The 18,709-nt window shown below is 60.3% G+C and carries 18 protein-coding genes and 2 pseudogenes; 12 read left to right on the plus strand and 8 right to left on the minus strand.

Annotation, left to right across the window (positions count from 1 at the left end):
* Positions 1-230: 230 nt before the first annotated feature.
* From KUG43_RS01895 to KUG43_RS01910, 4 genes are all read left to right on the plus strand, one after another.
* Positions 231-914: a type IV toxin-antitoxin system AbiEi family antitoxin domain-containing protein gene (locus KUG43_RS01895; RefSeq protein ID WP_216905508.1), complete on the plus strand. Its 684-nt coding sequence runs from the start codon at positions 231-233 to the stop codon at positions 912-914.
* Positions 914-1,570 (plus strand): nucleotidyl transferase AbiEii/AbiGii toxin family protein, encoded by a 657-nt coding sequence (locus KUG43_RS01900; protein ID WP_216905510.1) that lies wholly within the window; start codon positions 914-916, stop codon positions 1,568-1,570. Before KUG43_RS01895 ends, KUG43_RS01900 begins: the two co-directional genes overlap by 1 nt.
* Before the next feature lie 181 nt (positions 1,571-1,751).
* Positions 1,752-2,183 carry a TA system antitoxin ParD family protein gene (locus KUG43_RS01905; protein ID WP_216905512.1) on the plus strand — a complete coding sequence of 144 codons (432 nt, stop codon included), beginning with the start codon at positions 1,752-1,754 and terminating at the stop codon, positions 2,181-2,183.
* Positions 2,180-2,761, plus strand: a complete 582-nt coding sequence (locus KUG43_RS01910; RefSeq protein ID WP_216905514.1) for an ATPase — start codon at positions 2,180-2,182, stop codon at positions 2,759-2,761. The genes KUG43_RS01905 and KUG43_RS01910 overlap by 4 nt, the downstream gene beginning before the upstream one ends.
* Positions 2,762-3,589: 828 nt before the next feature.
* On the opposite strand, the pseudogene KUG43_RS01915 reads toward KUG43_RS01910, so the two are convergent.
* Positions 3,590-4,240: pseudogene (locus KUG43_RS01915) on the minus strand (transposase); the annotation flags it as partial.
* A 45-nt stretch (positions 4,241-4,285) separates the two neighbouring features.
* Entirely contained in the window at positions 4,286-4,627 is a 342-nt protein-coding gene (locus KUG43_RS01920; protein ID WP_216905516.1) for a helix-turn-helix domain-containing protein, read from the minus strand.
* A gap of 355 nt (positions 4,628-4,982) precedes the next feature.
* Here KUG43_RS01920 and KUG43_RS01925 point away from each other — a divergent pair, with 355 nt between their 5' ends.
* A complete protein-coding gene (locus tag KUG43_RS01925) occupies positions 4,983-7,352 on the plus strand; it encodes an FkbM family methyltransferase (protein WP_216905518.1) in 2,370 nt (789 codons plus the stop codon).
* Positions 7,353-7,620: 268 nt separating this feature from the next.
* Here the strand turns inward: KUG43_RS01925 and KUG43_RS01930 are convergent, their stop codons facing one another.
* Positions 7,621-9,849: an O-linked N-acetylglucosamine transferase, SPINDLY family protein gene (locus KUG43_RS01930; RefSeq protein WP_216905520.1), complete on the minus strand. Its 2,229-nt coding sequence runs from the start codon at positions 9,847-9,849 to the stop codon at positions 7,621-7,623.
* A gap of 313 nt (positions 9,850-10,162) precedes the next feature.
* Positions 10,163-10,307, minus strand: a pseudogene (locus KUG43_RS17445) (type IV pilin protein); the annotation flags it as partial.
* 321 nt (positions 10,308-10,628) lie between these two features.
* Here KUG43_RS17445 and KUG43_RS01940 point away from each other — a divergent pair.
* A complete protein-coding gene (locus KUG43_RS01940) occupies positions 10,629-11,999 on the plus strand; it encodes a sensor histidine kinase (RefSeq protein ID WP_216905522.1) in 1,371 nt (456 codons plus the stop codon).
* On the opposite strand, the gene KUG43_RS01945 is transcribed toward KUG43_RS01940, so the two are convergent.
* The gene (locus KUG43_RS01945; RefSeq protein WP_286194314.1) at positions 11,887-12,672 is read right to left on the minus strand and encodes a response regulator transcription factor; all 786 of its coding nucleotides are present in this window, start codon (positions 12,670-12,672) and stop codon (positions 11,887-11,889) included. The two genes, KUG43_RS01940 and KUG43_RS01945, sit on opposite strands and share 113 nt — an antisense overlap.
* Complete coding sequence (locus tag KUG43_RS01950) at positions 12,669-13,364, minus strand: response regulator transcription factor (RefSeq protein WP_106220558.1); 696 nt, start codon at positions 13,362-13,364, stop codon at positions 12,669-12,671. The genes KUG43_RS01945 and KUG43_RS01950 overlap by 4 nt, the downstream gene beginning before the upstream one ends.
* A gap of 415 nt (positions 13,365-13,779) precedes the next feature.
* On the opposite strand from KUG43_RS01950, the gene KUG43_RS01955 reads away from it, so the two are divergent.
* The 4 genes from KUG43_RS01955 to KUG43_RS01970 all read left to right on the plus strand — a co-directional run bounded on the left by KUG43_RS01955 (position 13,780) and on the right by KUG43_RS01970 (position 15,969).
* On the plus strand, positions 13,780-14,640 hold the full coding sequence (locus tag KUG43_RS01955; protein ID WP_216905524.1) for an ABC transporter permease: 861 nt from the start codon (positions 13,780-13,782) through the stop codon (positions 14,638-14,640).
* A gap of 58 nt (positions 14,641-14,698) precedes the next feature.
* Positions 14,699-14,977: a hypothetical protein gene (locus tag KUG43_RS17200; RefSeq protein ID WP_216905526.1), complete on the plus strand. Its 279-nt coding sequence runs from the start codon at positions 14,699-14,701 to the stop codon at positions 14,975-14,977.
* 73 nt (positions 14,978-15,050) lie between these two features.
* Positions 15,051-15,287: an AbrB/MazE/SpoVT family DNA-binding domain-containing protein gene (locus KUG43_RS01965; RefSeq protein ID WP_216905528.1), complete on the plus strand. Its 237-nt coding sequence runs from the start codon at positions 15,051-15,053 to the stop codon at positions 15,285-15,287.
* 49 nt (positions 15,288-15,336) lie between these two features.
* Positions 15,337-15,969 carry a Uma2 family endonuclease gene (locus KUG43_RS01970; RefSeq protein WP_216905530.1) on the plus strand — a complete coding sequence of 211 codons (633 nt, stop codon included), beginning with the start codon at positions 15,337-15,339 and terminating at the stop codon, positions 15,967-15,969.
* Between the two features lie 35 nt (positions 15,970-16,004).
* Here the strand turns inward: KUG43_RS01970 and trmH are convergent, their stop codons facing one another.
* Positions 16,005-16,694, minus strand: a complete 690-nt coding sequence (trmH, locus tag KUG43_RS01975; RefSeq protein WP_216905532.1) for a tRNA (guanosine(18)-2'-O)-methyltransferase TrmH — start codon at positions 16,692-16,694, stop codon at positions 16,005-16,007.
* A gap of 44 nt (positions 16,695-16,738) precedes the next feature.
* On the opposite strand from trmH, the gene KUG43_RS01980 reads away from it, so the two are divergent.
* Both KUG43_RS01980 and KUG43_RS01985 read left to right on the plus strand, forming a co-directional pair.
* A complete protein-coding gene (locus tag KUG43_RS01980; protein WP_216905533.1) occupies positions 16,739-17,110 on the plus strand; it encodes an MGMT family protein in 372 nt (123 codons plus the stop codon).
* Positions 17,107-18,522, plus strand: a complete 1,416-nt coding sequence (locus tag KUG43_RS01985; protein WP_216905535.1) for a 16S rRNA (cytosine(967)-C(5))-methyltransferase — start codon at positions 17,107-17,109, stop codon at positions 18,520-18,522. Before KUG43_RS01980 ends, KUG43_RS01985 begins: the two co-directional genes overlap by 4 nt.
* On the opposite strand, the gene KUG43_RS01990 is transcribed toward KUG43_RS01985, so the two are convergent.
* A partial coding sequence (locus KUG43_RS01990; RefSeq protein WP_216905537.1) for a hypothetical protein occupies positions 18,519-18,709 on the minus strand: 191 nt, incomplete at its 5' end. The genes KUG43_RS01985 and KUG43_RS01990 overlap by 4 nt on opposite strands.

Here is an 18,709-nt window from a genome sequence, read left to right on the forward strand (position 1 = left end):
GCGGTGAACTGCTCGGGGCTGAGGCGCAGATCAGCAGGCAGGCGCAAGGGCGCCAAGGCATCAAGCGTCATGGCCCCAACACATGCTGCAGAGGAATTTTAGTTCGGATCCCGCCAGGTTCACCGAAGACAGCGAGCCGGTGTGGTGCTCCATGGCGTCGGGCTGCATCCTGCCCAAGCTGAGGACGCATGATGTCCAGGGAAGCCAGCATCATCGGATAAAATCCGATGATGCCCTTCAAATCAGACATTTCGTCTGCGGCCAGGCTGGAGCACCCCTTACGGCGCTTTGGCTCGCTGCCCATAGCGCGCGACGTGCTGGATGAGGTGCTGAGTGGCTATCGGCGCCCCAACGACAAGGTGAGCGAATGGATCCGGGAGGGGGCGCTACAACCGCTACGGCGCGGCCTTTACCTGGTTGGACCCGGCCTGCGCACCAGCCTCGCCTGCCTGCCCCTGCTGGCTAACCATCTCTATGGTCCTTCCTACGTCTCGCTCGACTTTGCCCTGTCGTTTCATGGCCTGATCCCGGAGGGGGTCGCGGAAGTCACCTCCGTGACGCTGAAACCAGCCCGCAGGATCAGCAACGGCCTGGGGCGGTTCTCGTACGACCATCTGCCGTTGCGCTACTACGGGATTGGGCAGAAGCTGGGCGAGGACGCCACTGGGTTGAGTTTTCTGATCGCCAGTCCCACCAAGGCCCTATGCGATCGGCTGGTGCTCAGCCGGCAGCTTCCGGTGCTGTCGCGGGCGACCATGCGGCAGTGGCTGCTGGAGGATCTGAGGATCGATCCTGAACTTCTCCTCCAGCTCAGCCTGCGTGAGATCCGCCAGTGCCAGGCGAGCGGCTACAAGCGACGCCAGCTGGGAACACTGCTGAAGGTGATCGCCTCCCTGCAACAGGAGTTGGGCTGATGCAGAAAAGATCAGTGAACAACGTTGTGGAACAGATGCTGCGGCGCTTACCGCAGGACAGCGACGGGGAACGCAGTCAGGCGATGCGGCAGGTGATGCAGGAGATCGCCCTGGCAGGGCTTGTGCGGCGTGGCTTCTTTGCGAAGGCAGCGTTTTACGGCGGCACGTGCCTGCGCCTGTTTCACCAGTTGCCGCGCTTTTCGGAGGATCTGGATTTTTCGCTGCTGCAGCCCGATCCAGGCTTCCGCCTGCAGCCTTACCTGCAAGGCCTGGAGGAGGAGTTTTCAGGCCTGGGGATTGATGTGCAGATCAGCGAGAAGCAGAAAACCAACCACAGCCCGATTCTCTCCGCTTTCCTCAAGGCCAGCACGACGATTGTTCAGCTGACCATCCCTGGGGCGAAGTCCCTCAGGATCAAGTTAGAGGTGGACACCGATCCGCCGCTTGGATTCAGCACCGAGGAGCAGCTGTTGCTCCAGCCCTATTCGTGTTATGTGAAGTGTTTCAGCGAGCCGCGATTGGTTCGATCTGGAGTGGTACGTGCGTGGTGGCATCCCTCTGCATCTCGATCATCTGGCCGAGCGTGCGCGCCAAAGCGGCCATTGGCCTCTGGATCAGCCGTTCACAGCCAGGTCACTGCAAGCCCTGCTGGCTGAACGGATCGGCCACCTGGATGTCGCCAACGCACGCCTCGACATCGAACGCTTCATCGCCCAGCCCGAACCCCTGGCGATCTGGTCGCAGGATTACTTCCAGCAGTTGGCGCAGCGTGTCGTGATGGCCACGTAGCATTCTGCTACAGTCTCACGGTGATTCCTTTTGTGGGGGTTCGTCGTCATGCCCAAAGCCGCTTCTCCCGTGCGGTTACAGAAGGAGCTGATGGAGAGTGCTGCCCTGATCGGGGCCCGTCACCATCGCAGTGCTGCCGAGCAGATTGAATACTGGGCAGCCCTGGGTCGCCAGGTGGCCCGAGTGCTTGACCCAGACAGTCTGCTGGATGTGGCCGCGGGACTGACACGCCTTCGGCTTGAGCCTGTTGCTGCACCGATCGTTGACCCCGGGCAGGTGTTTGCGGCGCTGGATGCCGATCGCATGTCCGGCACCCTGGCCCAGAGCGTGAGTATGTCGGCCTTCCGCTACCAAGCCTGCATCAGCCATCCTGGCCACCTGGAACAGATCGGCCCCGATGGCACACGGCTCGTGGGGACGTTTCGCGATGGGTCGTTTCAGCCGATCGACAACGAGCCCTGCACCGGCTCGGAGCGTTGACCCTGCCCAGGCAGCTGTGGATGCTGGTAGGTGGCAATGGAGCTGGAAAATCCACCTTCTATCGCCTCTATCTCCAGCCTCTTGGCGTGCCATTTGTGAATGCCGATGTGCTCGCCCGGGTCGCCTATCCCGACGCTCCCGAGGCGCACAGTTATGACGCGGCCAAGCTCGCTGAAGAGCAGCGGCACAACCTGCTGCTCAGAGGCGTCAGCTTCTGTTTTGAAACGGTGTATTCCCACCCGTCCAAGGTGGACTTCGTCGGCCGTGCCAAGGCCCTTGGCTACCAGGTGATCTTGGTGATGATTCACCTCAATAGCCCAGCCTTGAACCAGGCGCGCATCAGCGAGCGGGTCAGCGAAGGAGGGCATGATGTGCCTGCTGACAAGGTGGTGAGCCGCATCCCCAGGCTGCTGCGGCATGTGAGAACAACGCTGCCGCTCTGCGACGTTGCCAGGGTTTACGACAATAGTTCAGCAGACCATCCCTTCACTCACATCTTCACGGTGAGGCACGGAAGGATCGAGCGTCATTTCGATCCTTTGCCTGATTGGGCGGAGGCTCTGCTGGCAGGTTTCTGAGTTGCCATCAGCCAACGTCGTGGACACCGGGCACATTGGTCATTCACTTCAGAAACGCTGCCTTGCCGTTTGGGTTGTGGGCAGCCGTGAACAGCACATTGGCTCCAGAAACAGTCGCGTCACCGACCGCTGAGCCGCTGGAGGATCGCATCGAGCTCAGCGGACGTCCAACTACTCAACGATCAGGGCACTGCCTAGGGCGATGCCGAGAGGCTTGCGCATCCCAGGCCGGTGTCGTTCACGGCGGGTCCCCATGATTGGGTTCGGGCTCCTCATTGGCCGTCAGCCAGTGCCATGTCGTTGCGGATGGGACTTGGTGAAGTAGGCCAGCGCGCCGATCGCCGACGAGCCCTCCAGCTGTTCGACGCCTTGACCCAGTCCATGCAGCTCTGGAGGCCGATGGGCTCGCCAGGGTCTGCCCGCAGGGTCCTGATCGGCAACCCACAGGATCAGCAGCAGCCGGGCCAGCGCCCAGAAGCGCAGCCTGGCAGGGCTTGATGATCGACTGGCTCGATCGACTGGGACGGTCAGCCTTGCCTGTTCAGAGGCAGGATCCGAACGCGCTCGCGGCGTTTGTCGGCCACCTCCAGCGCACCTTGCTCAATCTCGGCGGCGTAGGTCATGAGGAGCGAGAGAACCAGGGGGCCAATCGCATCAGGTCCGTATCCGGTGCTCGCGGATCGCCCACCTTGGACCAGTGCACGGCCTGATGGCCATCAGCTCAGGACCAGCGCCTCTTCTCGCTCTTCCATGCGCCAGGCCGCATAAGCTAGGGCCTCATCAATGTCGGCAGGTTCCAGGAGCGGGTAACCCCACCCCGGTGCTGATCGACTTGCGGAACAGCCGCGCCTCGCTGTCGCTGCTGGAACGGTGGGTCTGGTTGGAGAGCAGCAGACCTCTGAAATCGACTTTGGCTCGCTTCTTGCCCTTGGCAGGAACAGCTCCAAAGCCGTTGCCGCCACTGGATGGTGGTGGGTCGTCGTCGATTCCGTCGATCCGCTCGAGCGAGCTGTGGGAGGCCCAGGCCCGCAGCAGGGTGCCATCCACCGAGAAGTGCTCCGAGCTCAGCAGCGGTTTGACCTCCGGCGCAGCCAGCAGCAGTTCCAGGAATCTGGCCATGAGCTCCTCGTTGAGCAGGCGATCACAGTTCTTGGGGAACGTGGTCGGGTGCCAGACGGGTTCGTCGGGATTGAGCCCGACGAACCAGCGGAACAGCAGGTTGTAATCCAGCTGCTCGATCAGCATCCGCTCCGAGCGGATCCCGTAGATCGCCTGCAGCAACAGGGCCAGAAGCAGCTGCTCCGGCGGGATTGAGGGACGGCCAGCCTCGGGATAGAGCTTGCAGAAGGTGGGATTGAGGCGATCCAGCGCCTGGTCGGCCAGCCGCCGCACCTGCCGTAGAGGGTGGCCTTTGGGAATCCGCTCTTCGGTGGAGACGTAGGAGATCAGGGGGCCGGTCCTCTCCTGTTGACCGCGCATCCGCTCTGTGCCGTTGCGCCATTCTCCCGTAGCTGGATGGGTTTTTCAGCAACCTCCTAGGCGCCGCATCGCCCTGGCCAGGGTGCTGATCGGTACCAGCAGCAGTCGGGCGATCTTCCGGAGGGTGCAGCGCTGGTGCCTGAGCTTCACGACCTGCTTCAGTTGCTGCGGATCAAGCGTCCGACGCTGGTTGCGGCGAACACTGCGACGATCTGCCAGTGCCGTTGGCCCATCTGAACGAAAGCGCGCCAGCCACTGGCGGGCTGTACTGTCACTGATCGCGTGGTCTGCGCCCAGCGGAGCAAGGCTTCTGCCCTTTTCAAGGTGCTGCCGGATCAGGCGTTCCCGACCGATCGGTGTCAGGCGGGCATTGGGGTGTGTATGCATGGGATGTGAGGTCTTGGGCTGTTGGGTTGCACCACAACCCTGTCGACCTCACACCCCTTTGTCAGCCGGAACATCCTGGTGGCACTACACAACTAAGGAGACTCGCGACCAGAACTCGCTGTGTTCACGTAGCACTTACTTCAACATCTCGATCCAGCCCAAGGAATCCATCACGGCTCTGTCATCACTCAGGGACGTTCTGACTATTTGAGCGATTCCTGGCGGTGGTTTGCTCGTAATCACGAAATCTGAGTGGCGCGCCGAATGCCCTCCCGCATGTGAAAGAAATCAAAATCTGATGAATCTGGATTTTCCCCGAGTCCCTGGGTATCTTGGGTGACCAACAAGCTTGCTCATGGACAATTTGGCTGCAACGATCACCGTTGACTTAGTGGATGGGACCAAGGTGGTTGTGCCTGATTCGCTTGAGCACATCACCGCGTATGTACTGCAGGAGCAGAATGACTGGTTTGAGGATGAGATCAAGTTTCTGAGGAGCTTGGTGAAGCCTGGGGACGTTGTGGTGGACATCGGGGCGAACTATGGAGTCTATGCCCTCTCGTTGGCACGGAAGGTGGGCCCGTCTGGGCAGGTGTGGGCCTTTGAACCAGCCACAGACACAGCAAAGTTGCTCGAAGAAAGTGTCACGGCCAATGGCACCGACTGCCTGAGAGTGGTGCAGCAGGCGCTGTCAGATCGGCAAGGTACTGCCTGGCTGCAGATGCCTGGCCAGGCTGAGTTAAACAGCCTGGTCAGTCGTGATTCAGATGGTGTAACTCTCGCGGTGGGGCCTGGAGAAGCCGTCACAGTTACGACGCTTGATTCCTGCATTGAGGAATTCGGCTGGTCCATAGTGGATCTATTGAAAATTGATGCCGAAGGAGAGGAGGAAAGAATTCTGCGAGGAGGCGCGCGCTTTTTCGAAGATCTCTCACCTTTGGTGATGTTTGAAGTGAAGGCTGGAATGGAGCTGCATCTCGATCTTGTCTGCCGATTCCAAGAGCTTGGCTACCAGTGCTTTCATTTGATACCTGGTCTGAATGCCCTGGCACCCTTTGATGCAGATAAAGGGGTGGATGGCTATCTGCTCAATCTATTTGCTGCCAAGCCAGATCGTGTCCAAACGTTGGAAGCTGCTGGCAGACTTATCGGACATCCTAGTATCCCAGTGGGTCCCCAAGCCGTTCAGCATAATGCATCCTGGAACGATGCACTAAACAAGAGCCCCTATGCTCAAGTTCTGATGCCACGATGGCTGGCTAATTCTCAGCAGCCTGAGCAGGCAGTCATTCACCAAGCCTTAGCCGCGTGGAACATTTCCCAGGCCTGCAATGAACCGATTGCAAGACGCTATGACGCTCTAGTCCACAGCTATACTTTACTACGACGGGAATGCCAACCCGGATGCCGCTCTAGCCGCTGGGCTAGCCTTGCAAGAATATGTTTGGCTTTAGGCGAACGCCAGCAGGCCATGGAGGCTTTGAGCGCAATGCTCTCGGACCTTCAGAGTGGTAGGGAGCCAGTGCTGGATGAGCCCTTTTTATGCCCCGATCCAGCCCTAGATGCTGTGAATCCTGCTGATCAGCTTAGGGCTTGGCTTGTAGCCTCTGCCTTGGCCGCTATGGAAAAGTTCGGCAGCTTTTCTGGTTTCTTCACCGGTAGATCAGCTGTACCCAGGCTGGAGAGTCTGATCTCACTGGGATTTGCAGACGAGGACATACAGCGTCGACTTGATTTGGTGATCAAACGCTTTAGCCATGCGGATCAGCAGCTTGCGAATCTCCAGTCTTCGCAGCCATCCATCCAACCAGAAACTTGCTCGAAACAGCAAGCTGATTCGGACATATCTGTCCGTGCATGGTTTGATTTTCTTGGTTTGCAGCAGCCATTGCGTTGTGTTGATGTGGGTGCACTGGCACTGAAGGACCATCCTGATCCTTGGGTGCATTGGGTACAAATAGGTTGCGCCGAAGTGCTCGTCTTTCAGCCTTTGAATGAAGAATGTAATCTTCTCAATGTTAAGTCACAGAGGAGTGATGTGGCGATACGGCATTTCCCATGGGTCTTAGGAGATGGAAAGAAACACACTCTACACATCACTAATGCACCCATGTCATCCTCACTCTTTCCACCGGCCTGTTCCACCACGGATCTGTTCCAAAGTCTAGGGGAGTTCATGCATGTGATAAGGCAGGAAGTTTTGGAAACGCATCGTCTCGATGACATCAAGGAAGCACAGCTTGCTGACTTTATCAAGCTCGATGCGCAAGGTGCTGAGTTGATGATCCTTGAGAATGCAAAAGTGACTTTGAAATCCGTATCCGTGATTCAATGTGAGGTTGAGTTTGTTGAGCTGTATGAGGGCCAGCCCTTGATGGCAGATGTGGATTCATTTCTTCGCTCTCAAGGCTTTACTTTTTTGCGTTTTCTAAGTATCAAGGGAAGACCTTATAAGCCGCTTCAGCTATCAGAATGCCCTGACGATCCAATTAGTCAAGCTCTTTGGGCAGATGCAATTTACATCCGAGACTTTAGGAGGTTGTCTCATTGGGATAATCATCAGCTTAAGGCTGCAGTATTTCTATTGCACGAGCTTTACAGAGCTTTTGACTTGTCGGCTTTTCTATTGAACGAACTAGATCGCCGTTGCGGGACAAGCTTGGAACAGGCTTACCTTAGTTCTTTGCTTGTGAGTGATTGCTCTTTACAGATTAACCTGTCTTGAGGACAAGGCCATTTTGTATAAGGCTGGTGTGGATAATATTTATTTGACAATACTGATTTCTTATATCTTTTCTGACAGCGGGCTAAGCCACCGTTTTGAGTGTCCGACGAAAATTCATCGGGGGGGGGCTTGTCCTTAGCTGGTTAGTGCGAAATGACCATAGTACTAATCTGGTTCGTTCACTGAACCGGGAGTCTTAATTCTCTTGTTTGTACAATGTGAGATCATGCTAGCCTAATCCATTTCCATGCTGGCTCCAAGAAACGAGCTACGCAGTCTCTTCTTGAGAGGCAAGTAACTTGGCATGCATATCAAGAAAGGCAGAATCGAGATGCATTGCTAGATCGCGATTATCAAATAGCTCTGATTCTTCAACCTGTTTGCGAATTCCATGTTTTGTTATATTCTGCATTAGTATCTCCTCCGAGAGCTGCAAACAGATATTTGCATAGTCATCAATGCTAGGAGTAGCTTGCGCTCCTAATCCCCCACCATTCAAGACTGATGTTGACATGCGAGCCGACAAAGTGCGACCGGTAAGGGCAACAAGAGGAACCCCCATTGAGAGCGCCTCAAAGCAAGTCGTGGCACTTGACCAAGGAGTAGTATCCAAGGCTATATCAATACTATTGTATAACTTTAAATGATCTATATAGCTCTCTGTCGGAGCAATAAATCGTACTCTGCTGCCTAAGATTCTAGTTCGTTCAAGCATGGTGAGGATCTTTTCCTTTAAAGGCTCAGTAAGACTAATTGATTTAATTACTAGGATAGAATCTGGAACTCTATCTAGAACAGAAGACCAAATCTCCAATGTTTGATCACTTATTTTGGGTGCTTGACTGAATGATCCAAAGACTATTGACTGATTTCTTTGTGAGCGTTGCTGGATCAGCTCTGGATCGGGTAGAAAATCTGTTGACAGAGCTAACCATGTCCGCCTCAGGCGATAAACATTCTCGACAAAGTGAGCATCGAAGCCTTTTGGGACTAACACTTGATCCGCTATAAAGTAATCAATAAATGGCGCATAAGTGCTTGCATGGTATCCAATATAGTGACATTGAATGGGTGCACACCTATCACTTAAAAGACCGATTCCGGTATGTCTAGTGTACCCATTGGTATCAATCACAATGCTGTAGTTCTTGGACTTGATAAGAGCAGTAGCTTCTTGGGCAGATAGTCCTTGAGTGCTATATGCGTGCGCGGCTTGTAAGCTAATGTCAAGTGAGTCAACATCAAAACGCCTTTGTGTGGATATTATGTCAACGTTGAATGACTCTAGCTTAGCAGACAGAATAGACTTGATAAATCTTCCAACAACATGATCTCCTATGTCTGCAGACAAAAAAGCTAGGCGTAGAGGTTTACATTTAGCGGAAAGCATGTGCTTGGGTTCTGGAATAAGAGGTGTTTTGCAAACCTCTGACCAGTAGAGATGGCCATAATGGCTTAGTTTCTCAAGGGCACTCTCTCCTTGTATCGAAAGGTCGAACTGGGTCTGGCAGAAGAGTTCCCAGGGTATTGGCCCTTTAGAGTATATCTTTTCCAGGATCTCAATTGCAACTTGCTGTTCGCCGCAGGCGGCGAATGCATGGGCTGTGTTCACCCATAAATCCGGACTATTTTTGTCAATTGCTAATCCTTGACTGAAAGCTATGATAGCAAGATCGGACCGTTGCAGTATTGCTAGTTGCTTGCCTATCCGATCGTATAGGCTACTCCATTTTCTTAGTTCTAACCCTTTCTCATAAAGATGAATTGCTTCTATATGTTTGTTAAGGCTCGCAAGCGCATCGCCAAACACTGCTAAACAGTATGCGTCGTTAGGGTCAAGACTTAGTGAATATACTAAGTATTCAATGGATTCATCTGCCTTCCCTTGGTCAATCAGGCAACTACTAATTGCCGAATAGATTCGGGGTTGTTCTCCAAGTACGCTAAGGGCTTCTTGGCCTACTCTAATCGCTTCATTTAGGCGCCTTAGTCTTATAAGTAAATCCATGCGAAGTAATGTGATCTGTAGCGCCTGGGGAAACATAATGGAAAAATCCTCAAGCCGACCCTCAAGACCTTCTAGATTATTTTGTAGCATACGTAGCTTGGCGTAAGACACACATGGCCGCCAATTAATGGGTGCTACTAATGACTGTTTCAGGTAATGCTCTGCAGGTGCGTATTCCCCGAGTGCGATAAGGCAGTCGGCTTTGAGTGTAAGTTTGGATGGCAGAAGCTCTGGATGATTCGGCCTCTCTTCAAGGCGGTTTACGATCTTCTTTGCAGAGGCCGGGTTGATCAAAATACTAAAATAAGCTCTTAAGTATTCGAGGTCATCCGTTTTCTCTGTCTTTAGACGCTTTTCGATTGCATGGCGAAGCAAGCAGTTGCGTTGGGTACTTTCCGCAAAGCCAAGAATCGTTCCTGAGTATTCAGCTAAAGACGTGTCTGAGTGAAGGATATGCTTGACAACAGACTCAAGATTTATTAAAGACATAAAAAAAGGCAGCTAAAGCTGCCTGAGAAACTTGACTGAACTTTTCAGCTTATTGTACAAGAAAGCTGACCGGTGGTGGTTACCCCGATTGTTACTGTACCACCCGACTGGTTTGTAAGGTTAAGGCAGGTAAGTCCTGCGGCTGTACCAGTAGCGCTCCAGCTTTGACTAAATGAAGCTGATGACCCTGCTGTGCAGTTGGTAGGCGCAACTCCTACACCTCCAGAGGCAACGAAAGTTGCGCACTCTTTGGCGAGACCAACTTGCTGACCAATTGCCGCACCGGCAGCTGCTGCTGCCCTTGCACCCAAGAAGTTCGGGAGCGCTACGGCCGAAAGAATCCCTACGATCGCCACCACGATCATCAGCTCAATCAAGGTGAAGCCTTTTTGGAGTGGATTCTTCTTTTCTCGCAGGCTGCGGATCAGCGCCAGCTTGGTCTTAGCGGAGATGTTCATGGAAAGGCCGACAAGGTCTTGACTCGCCTCATTTTATGCAGCAATTGAGGTCTTGTCCATGCGGTTGCCGTAGTGGCGGGGCAGGGGCGATGCTATGGCACCTAAGGTTCAGATCCAAGGCCCTACCTGCAATGCGGGGGGTGGGGCTCAAGTTCGATCGAGACATCATGGCGTATTTTTCATGCCCCATTACGATCAAAAAGGTACAGGATCTCAATGAGGTCTAATGAAACTCTAATGAACCTCCCGGCTTTTTCTCGGGCGCTGGGACTCTCCCGTCCGTTCGTCGGTGGTTTTTCGATCCGGCGGCGGCTTCTGGGCTTGAGTCTGCTGGCTGTCCTGGGCGGCTATGGCCTGCTGATCGTGGCCACCGCCCTGCTGGCCAGCCAGGAACGCCGCAACCAGCACCGTGCCACCGCGGCCTCGGTGCGCCAGGTGCTTCTGGCCCGGAGTCCCGCTCACCAACGCCTCGATGCCATCAGCGACACCCTGGCCCAGCTGATCAGCCTCAACTTCCTGGCCTGGGTGGAAACCGACCAGGGGATTCCCTATGGAGCCGCCCCCCAGATCCGCTTGTTTTCCATCCCCACCGGTCTTTCGCTGGCACGGCTGCCACGGCCCACGGGCGGCTCCGATCAGGTGGCGGTGGTGCGGGTGGGTGGGCTTACGTTTCTTTCCAGTGCCCAGCAGATCCAGCTGGGGGGCCAAACGGTGCGCCTCCGCTTCCTGGAGGACATCACCCAGAAACTGGCCCAGCAGCGGCTGCTGCTGATCCTGCTGGTGGCGGCGGCTGGCATCGCCACCCTGTTCACGGGTCTGCTCTTGAGGCCGGTGCTGCTGAGGGGTCTGTCGCCCCTTGATGAACTGGGCCAGCGCATGCAGGCAATCAGCACCGACACCCTCGACAGCCAACGGGTGTTGGTGGCCTCCCAACCCACGGAACTGGCTCCAATCGCCCTGGCCTTCAACGATCTGCTCGATCGCCTCTCGGCCTCCTGGGAGCGCCAGCGCAGCTTTGCCAATGGCGTAAGCCATGAGCTGCGCACCCCCATCAGCCTGATCCGGAATTACGCCAGCAGCCTGCGGCGCCGCTCCAACGATCTCTCTGAGCAGCAGGCCGAGCAGCTGGCCTTGATCGAAGACGAAGCTGGCCGTATGGGCCGGCTGGTGGCGGATCTGCTGGCTCTCACCCGCATCGAGGCCCATCGCACCCTCATGCCCCATGAGCCCTTCGATGTGGCCCAGGCGATCGAGCGGGTGGCGGAGCGGCTGCGCTCGCGTTGCTACGGCCGGCTGCGCCTCTGCCCCGGAGCCACCCAGACCGCACGCACCTTCGCCCTGGGCGATGCCGATCGCTTCGAGCAGTGTCTGGCCAACCTGATCGAAAACGCCCAGAAATACGATCCAGGCGCCGGCCCGATTCAGTTGCGACTTGATGCCAGCCTCGATCGGGTGGTGGTGCATGTGATCGATTCGGGCCCCGGCGTGCCGGACAGCGAAAAGGCGCTGATCTTCGAGCGCTTCGGCCGCGGGCGGCACAGCAGCGCCATCCCTGGCAGTGGCGTGGGCCTGGCGGTGGTCAGGGCGCTGATGGAAGCGATGGGGGGGAGCGTTTCGATTGCGGATGGGCCGGAAGGGGGGGCTGATTTCCAGTTGCGTCTGAAGGCCGCAGCTCCCCTTCTCGGAGCATGAAGCCCACGCCGCGCACCGTCTGGATCAGGGTGGGTAGGCCTTCGGGTTCGAGCTTGCGGCGCAAATAGCGGATGTAAACACCCAGCAGGTTTTCGTCGCCGAAGTGGTTCTCGCCCCACACCTCGCGCAGGATGTCTTCTCGCGCCACCACCCTTCCAGCTCCGCGCAGCAGGCACAGCAGCAGGTCGTATTCCCGCACGGACAGGGAGATGGCTTCGCCGGCCCGCGTCACCTCCCGGGTGGCCGTGTTCACCGTGACATCGGCGCAGCTGAGCAGATCGGAATTGGCCACGCCGCGCCAGTAGGCGGTGCGCCGCAGTTGGGCGCGGATGCGGGCCAGCAGCTCCTCGATGGAGAAGGGTTTGAGGATGTAATCGTCGGCGCCGGAATCGAGCGCTTCGACACGGTCGCGGATGTCGTCGTGGCAGGTGAGCATCAGCACCGGGGTGATGTCACCGCTGGAACGCAACCGCCGGCAGATCTCCACACCACTGAAATCCGGCAGCGTCCAGTCGAGCAAGACCAGATCGGTGTTGGCATCCCGCAGGTGCATCAGAGCCCCCTGGCCGTCTTCGGCTTCGCTGACGTTGTAGCCCTCGCAGTTCAGTTCGCCGGCCAGGAAGGTGCGCATGCGCGGGTCGTCTTCGACGATCAGCAGCCGCGACGTGCTCAGCGGGGCGGCCCTTCCTTCAGCATGAAGCCGACGCCGCGCACCGTCTGGATCAGGGTGGGCTGCCCCGCCGGTTCGAGTTTGCGGCGCAGGTAGCGCACATACACATCCAGCAGGTTGTCGTCACCCAGCCAGTTTTCGCCCCAGAGCGCATCGAGGATGGCGCGGCGTTCCTGCACCTGGTTGGGGTGACGCAGCAGATGCATCAACAGATCAAACTCCTTGGCCGTGAGATGGATCGATTCACCGCCTCTGGCCACTTCACGGCTGGCGGGATTCACTTCCAGATCGGCCATCCGCAGCACACCGCCTTCCTGTTCATCGATGCCGCTGCGGCGCAGGCGGGCCCGTACCCGGGCCAGCAGTTCCTCGATCGAGAATGGCTTGATCAGGTAGTCGTCGGCGCCGGAATCGAGCGCCTCCACCCGTTGCTGCACCTCATCACGGGCCGTGAGCATCAGCACGGGCGTGGAAATGCCGCCCTTGCGCATCCGACGGCATACTTCCACGCCGCTGAAATCCGGCAGGTTCCAATCGAGCAGTACCAGATCCCAGGTTTGGCTGCGGATCCTGCCCAGGGCCTGCTGCCCGCAGGCCGCTTCTTCACATTCATACCCTTCAACGGCCAGCTCGGAGGTGAGGAAGCCGCGCATCTCAGGATCGTCGTCGACGATCAGCAGGCGAGCGCTGGTCATCGGTTGGGCAGGGGGGAACGACGCTTGGCCAAAAAAAATAAGGCTCTCTGGAGTTGAGAGGCGCAATCGCTTCACATTATACCAGCGTGAGAATTGTCTTGCAACCTTGTAGGGAACCTTCTCGCTGGCTTCCGCCTACGCGTTCAAAAAGGTGAAGACAGCCCCAGGCTGGCTTAGATGGCCTGGCTTGACAGGGGTCAAGCCGCGACCATACGTTTGTCCAGTATTAGTTTTGTGGCCGATCTTTGCCCCTTGGAAAGCCCGTGTCCGGATTGGCGCCACGGCAACGGTACTGTTGCGCCAATCCGCCTCACGCCACATGAGCACAAGCTCAATCCTCGCGCGGCTGGTTATTATAACGAAGCCGTTGTACTGGTGATGGGTCCGAGCACACCGCATCTCTGAGGCACGCACCATGGTGACCAGTCGGCTCGGAGCCCGCAGCCTCTCGGCCCGCATGGCCCGCTGGGGCATCGCCATCGTGGCGTTCTATGGCCTGATCGCCCTGTTCACGCCGCTGCTGGTGCACGGGAGCCTGTTGCCCGATCCCAATGCGGGCCTTGAGAACCCCATTTACGCTCCACCCTCGTTCGGGCACTGGTGCGGCACCGATCGCCTCGGCCGTGACGTCTGCGTACGCACCCTCGCCGGCAGCAGTGTGGCCCTGCAGGTGGTGCTCAGCGCCCTGGTACTGGCGCTTGTGATCGGTGTTCCGCTCGGCATGGTGAGCGGCTACCTCGGCGGCGGGGTCGACCGCGTCTTGGTGCTGGTGATGGACACCCTGTACACCTTGCCAGTGCTGCTGCTCTCGGTGGTGCTCGCCTTTCTGCTGGGCCGGGGCCTGCCCAATGCCGCCGCCGCTCTCTGCGTGGTGTACGTGCCGCAGTACTTTCGGGTGGTGCGCAACCAATCGGCCCAGGTGAAGGCCGAGCTGTTCATCGAGGCGGCCCGCTCCCTGGGCGCCGGCCCCGCCTGGATCCTGCGCCGCTACCTGTTTCGCAACGTGATCACCTCGGTGCCGGTGCTGCTCACCCTCAATGCCGCCGATGCGGTGCTGGTGCTGGGGGGGCTGGGATTTCTCGGTCTCGGCCTGCCGGAAACCATTCCCGAATGGGGCAGTGATCTGCAGCAGGCCCTGACGGCCCTGCCCACCGGCATCTGGTGGACCGCCCTGTTCCCTGGTCTGGCGATGTTTGTTTTGGTGCTGGGTCTTTCGTTTCTGGGCGAGGGGCTGGAGCATTGGCTGAGTGGGGCTCCGGCGGGCTCAGACGGCTGAACGCCTGGGCTGGTACCGAATTCCTCCTGTAGCGTTTTGATGCTCGCTGGCTGCAGCAATGCCCTGGTGGTTGGATCTGGTCCTGCTGGCGTCTGCCGTCTATCTCTGGATCAAGGGCGGCAACACCCCTGACGACGTCTGGAGTGTCTTCCAGAAGTTCCTTTCCGTCGTGGCCGTGCTCGTGGTGCTGCTGGGGGGGCGCCAGCTGCTGCTGGAGATCCTGGCCCTGGCGCTCACCTTCTGGTTGCCCACCGCCGCCCGCTTTGATGGCGGCCCGATCAGCAGCGCAGACGCTCCCCCCGTGGCAGCTCCTCGAGGATGGCGCCTTCGGGGCTGAGGGCCGGGTAGGGGCGCCCTTCGCGGCGACAGATGGCTGTAAGACTCTTACTGTCGCGCCACGCCAGATCCACATGCGGATCAGCAGCAAGGGTCAGGTCACGATTCCTCAGGCCATCCGCGAGCAGGCTGGGCTGCATCCCAACTGCGAGGTGCAGTTTCGGCTGGTGGGTGAGCAGGTGGTGCTGGAAAAGATCGATGGCCAAGCCGAGCAGCGGGGTGAGGAGGCCTTGATGAGGCTGCGGGGCCACCGGCCCCGGCAGGGTCTGAGCACCGAGGCCATCCTGGCCCTCTGTCGCGGTGAGGTCTGATGGCCATGGCCGGCTCTCGCTAAGTTGCAACCATGACCGGCCCGTGGCGATGACCCTCACCACCAGCCCAGCCACACCCCACGCAGCGCCGGCATCCGCGCCGTTGAGGCTGCCTGCCGATCTGCGGCTCACCCCCGACCAGTTCGCCCTGGTGTGCGACGAGAACCGTGAATCCGTTCTTGAACTCTCAGCCAATGGCCGGGTACTGGTGATGACGCCAACGGGTGGCGAAACTGGGTCCCGCAATGGTGAGCTGATCTTCCAGCTCAAGGGTTTCGCGCGGCATCAGGGCCGATGGAAAGTGTTTGACAGTTCCACCGGTTTCCTGTTGCCGGATGGCTCCGTCCTCAGCCCCGATGCGTCCTTGGTGCGTCTCGATCGTTGGCAGGCCCTCAGCCCTGAACAGCGCCGTGGTTTCGCCCCGCTCTGCCCTGATCTCGTCGTGGAACTGGCAAGCCCCAGCGACGAAGGCCCCCGCGGCCTGTCGGCGCTGCGCCAGAAGATGGGCGCGTACCAGGCCAATGGTGCCCGTCTGGGCTGGCTGCTGCTGCCCCACAAACAGGCCGTGGAGGTGTGGTCGGCCAACGCTGAACCGCAGCGATTCGAGCAGCCCCTGGTGCTGGAGGCCGGTGGAGAACTCTCTGGATTGCAGCTGCAGCTGGCAGAAATCTGGGCCGGTTGACCGGTCCGTTGTCCGCCAACGGTGGGCCGCTCCGATCAGCAGCGCAGACGCACCCCCCGCGGCAGCTCCTCGAGGATGGCGCCTTCGGGGCTGAGGGCCGGGTAGGGGCGCCCTTCGTGGCGGCACCAGTCGGCCACCTGGGGGTAAGCCCACTCGAACAGCAGCGGCCCATAGCGTTCCGGGGCCACCCCCTCCCCCCGGCTGGGCAGGCAGCCCTTCGCCTGCCGTTGCCGCAGGGCCTCGAACAGCAGGATCGCGTTCGCCACCGACACATTGAGCGACTGCACCATCCCCGCCATCGGGATCACGATCGGCTGGTCGATCGCGGCGGCGGTGGCCTCGCCCAGCCCCCACTTCTCTGCCCCCAGCACGAAGGCCGTGGGCCCGGTGAAATCACAACTCCGGTAGTCCACCGCGTCGGCCCCCAGGTGGGTGCCGTAGATCCGGAAGCCGTCGGCCTTCAGCAGCGCGATGGCGTCGGTGCTGCGCTCGTGCCGGTGCAGCGCCACCCATTTCTGGCTGCCCAGCGCCGTGCGGTTGAAGGTGGGCACCCGCCCTTTCAGGCTCACGGCATGGGCTTCGAGCACCCCCACCGCATCGCAGCTGCGCAGGATCGCCGAGAGGTTGTGGGGCTTGTCCACATGCTCCAGCAGCACCGTCAGATCGCCCATGCGGCGATCGAGCACCGCACGCAGGCGCTCGAAGCGGCGGGGCAGCAGCGGCATGGGCCTGGTAAAACGCCATCATCGACCTTGCCCGCTTCACGGCCATGCCCAGGGTTGCTGCGATCACGGAGCCTCCCTTTGACAGCCGCGTTTACGCGATGGTGCGGCGCATTCCCTTCGGCCAGCTGGCCACCTACGGCCAGGTGGCCGAGCTGATCGGCGCCTACGGCTGCGCCCGCCAGGTGGGCTGGGCCCTGCGGCGCCTGCCCCTGCCTTCGGAAGTGCCCTGGCAGCGGGTGGTGAATGCCCAGGGGCGCATCGCCATGAGCCCCGGCCGTGAAGGCAGCGACTGGATGCAGCGCGAACTGCTGCTGGCCGAGGGGATCGCCGTGGCTCCCGACGGCTGCCTGCCCCTGGCCCGGCACCGTTGGCGGCCACCGCTGGAGCTTGCCGAGCCCTCCTGTACAAAGGAGTGAACCGTCTCGGGAGCCCGCCGATTCACGCCCGCGACACTGTTCCCGGCGATACCGTCCCCGGCCTGGCCTCGCGGCAGCTGGCCTGGCAGGTGCTCCAGGCCGTCGCGGCCGGCGCCTACGCCGATGCCGCCCTGGAGCGGGAGCTGGCCTCCCTGGCCCGCGCCGGCGGTGGCCTGTCGCCGGCCGACCGCGGCCTGGCCACCGAGATCGCCTATGGCGCCATCCGCCAGCGGCGGCTGCTGGATGGCTGGATCGATGCCCTCGGCAAGGTGTCCGCCCTGCGCCAGCCGCCCGCCCTGCGCTGGCTGCTGCATGTGGGGCTCTACCAGCTGCTGTTCAGTGATCGGGTGCCGGCGGCGGCGGCGGTGAGCACCACCGTGGCCCTGGCCAAGCGCGTCGGGCTGGGCCGCCTGGCGCCGGTGGTGAATGGGATGCTGCGCTCCCTGTTGCGGCGGCGCGAGCTGCAGCCCTGCCACGAGCCCTGGGACGGGCTGCCGCTGCCGGCCGATGCCGCCGCCGCCCTGGCCCTGCGCCGCTCCCTGCCTCCCTGGCTCAGCGCCGAGCTGCTGGGCTGGCTGCCGCCCGAGCGGGCCGAGGCCTTCGCCCTGGCCTGCAATGCGGTGCCGGCCCTCGACCTGCGCGCCAATCGCCTGCGCACCAGCCGCGACGAGCTGCTGGCGCGCTTCACCGCCGCCGGTGTGGCCGCCCGCGCCCTGCCCGGTGCGCCCCACGGCCTCACCCTGCTGGAGCGGGTCGGCGATCCCCGCGAGCTGCCCGGCTACGCCGAGGGGCTCTGGTGCGTGCAGGACCGCAGCGCCCAGGCCATCGCCCCCCTGCTGGAGGCCCAGCCCGGCCAGCGGATCCTCGATGCCTGCGCCGCGCCGGGCGGCAAGAGCACCCACCTGGCCGAGCTGATCGGCGACCGGGGCGAGGTGTGGGCGCTCGATCGCTCCGAAGCCCGGCTGCGGCGCCTGGATCGCAACGCCGAGCGCCTCGGACTCACCTGCATTCGCTCCCTGGCGCTCGATGCCACCGCCCTCGCCGAAGCCAAGCCCCACTGGCGCGGCTCCTTTGATCGCGTTCTGCTCGATGCCCCCTGCTCCGGCCTGGGCACCCTGGCCCGCCACCCGGACGCCCGCTGGCGGATCACCCCGGACGCCATTGCCGGCCTGGTGACCCTGCAGCGCCAGCTCCTGGAAGCCCTGCTGCCCCTGCTGGCCCCCGGTGGCCGGTTCGTCTACGCCACCTGCACGGTGGAACCGCGCGAGAACGGCACCCTGATCCATGGGCTGCTGCAGGCCCACCCGGGGTGGTCCCTGCTGCAGGAGCGCCAGTGGTGGCCGGAACCCCCCGAGGCGGAACGGGGCGGCGGCGACGGCTTCTATGCGGCGGTGCTGCAGGCGCCCACCTAGGGAGGTGGTGGCGCCACGACGGGGGGCGGTGGCGGCAGCGGGGCGGGTACGTCGGCCGGAGGGGGCGGCGGCGGCACGGCGGCATCGCGGGAGCGGGGAGCCGCCACGGGATTGTTCGGCGCCGCCGGTGGTGCCGGCTCGCTCTCCACCGGCGGCCGCTCGCTGGGGAGCTCCTGGGTGGGGGGGG

Origin of the sequence: Synechococcus sp. CCY 0621 (assembly GCF_019038465.1) — a bacterium.
GTDB lineage: Bacteria > Cyanobacteriota > Cyanobacteriia > PCC-6307 > Cyanobiaceae > Cyanobium.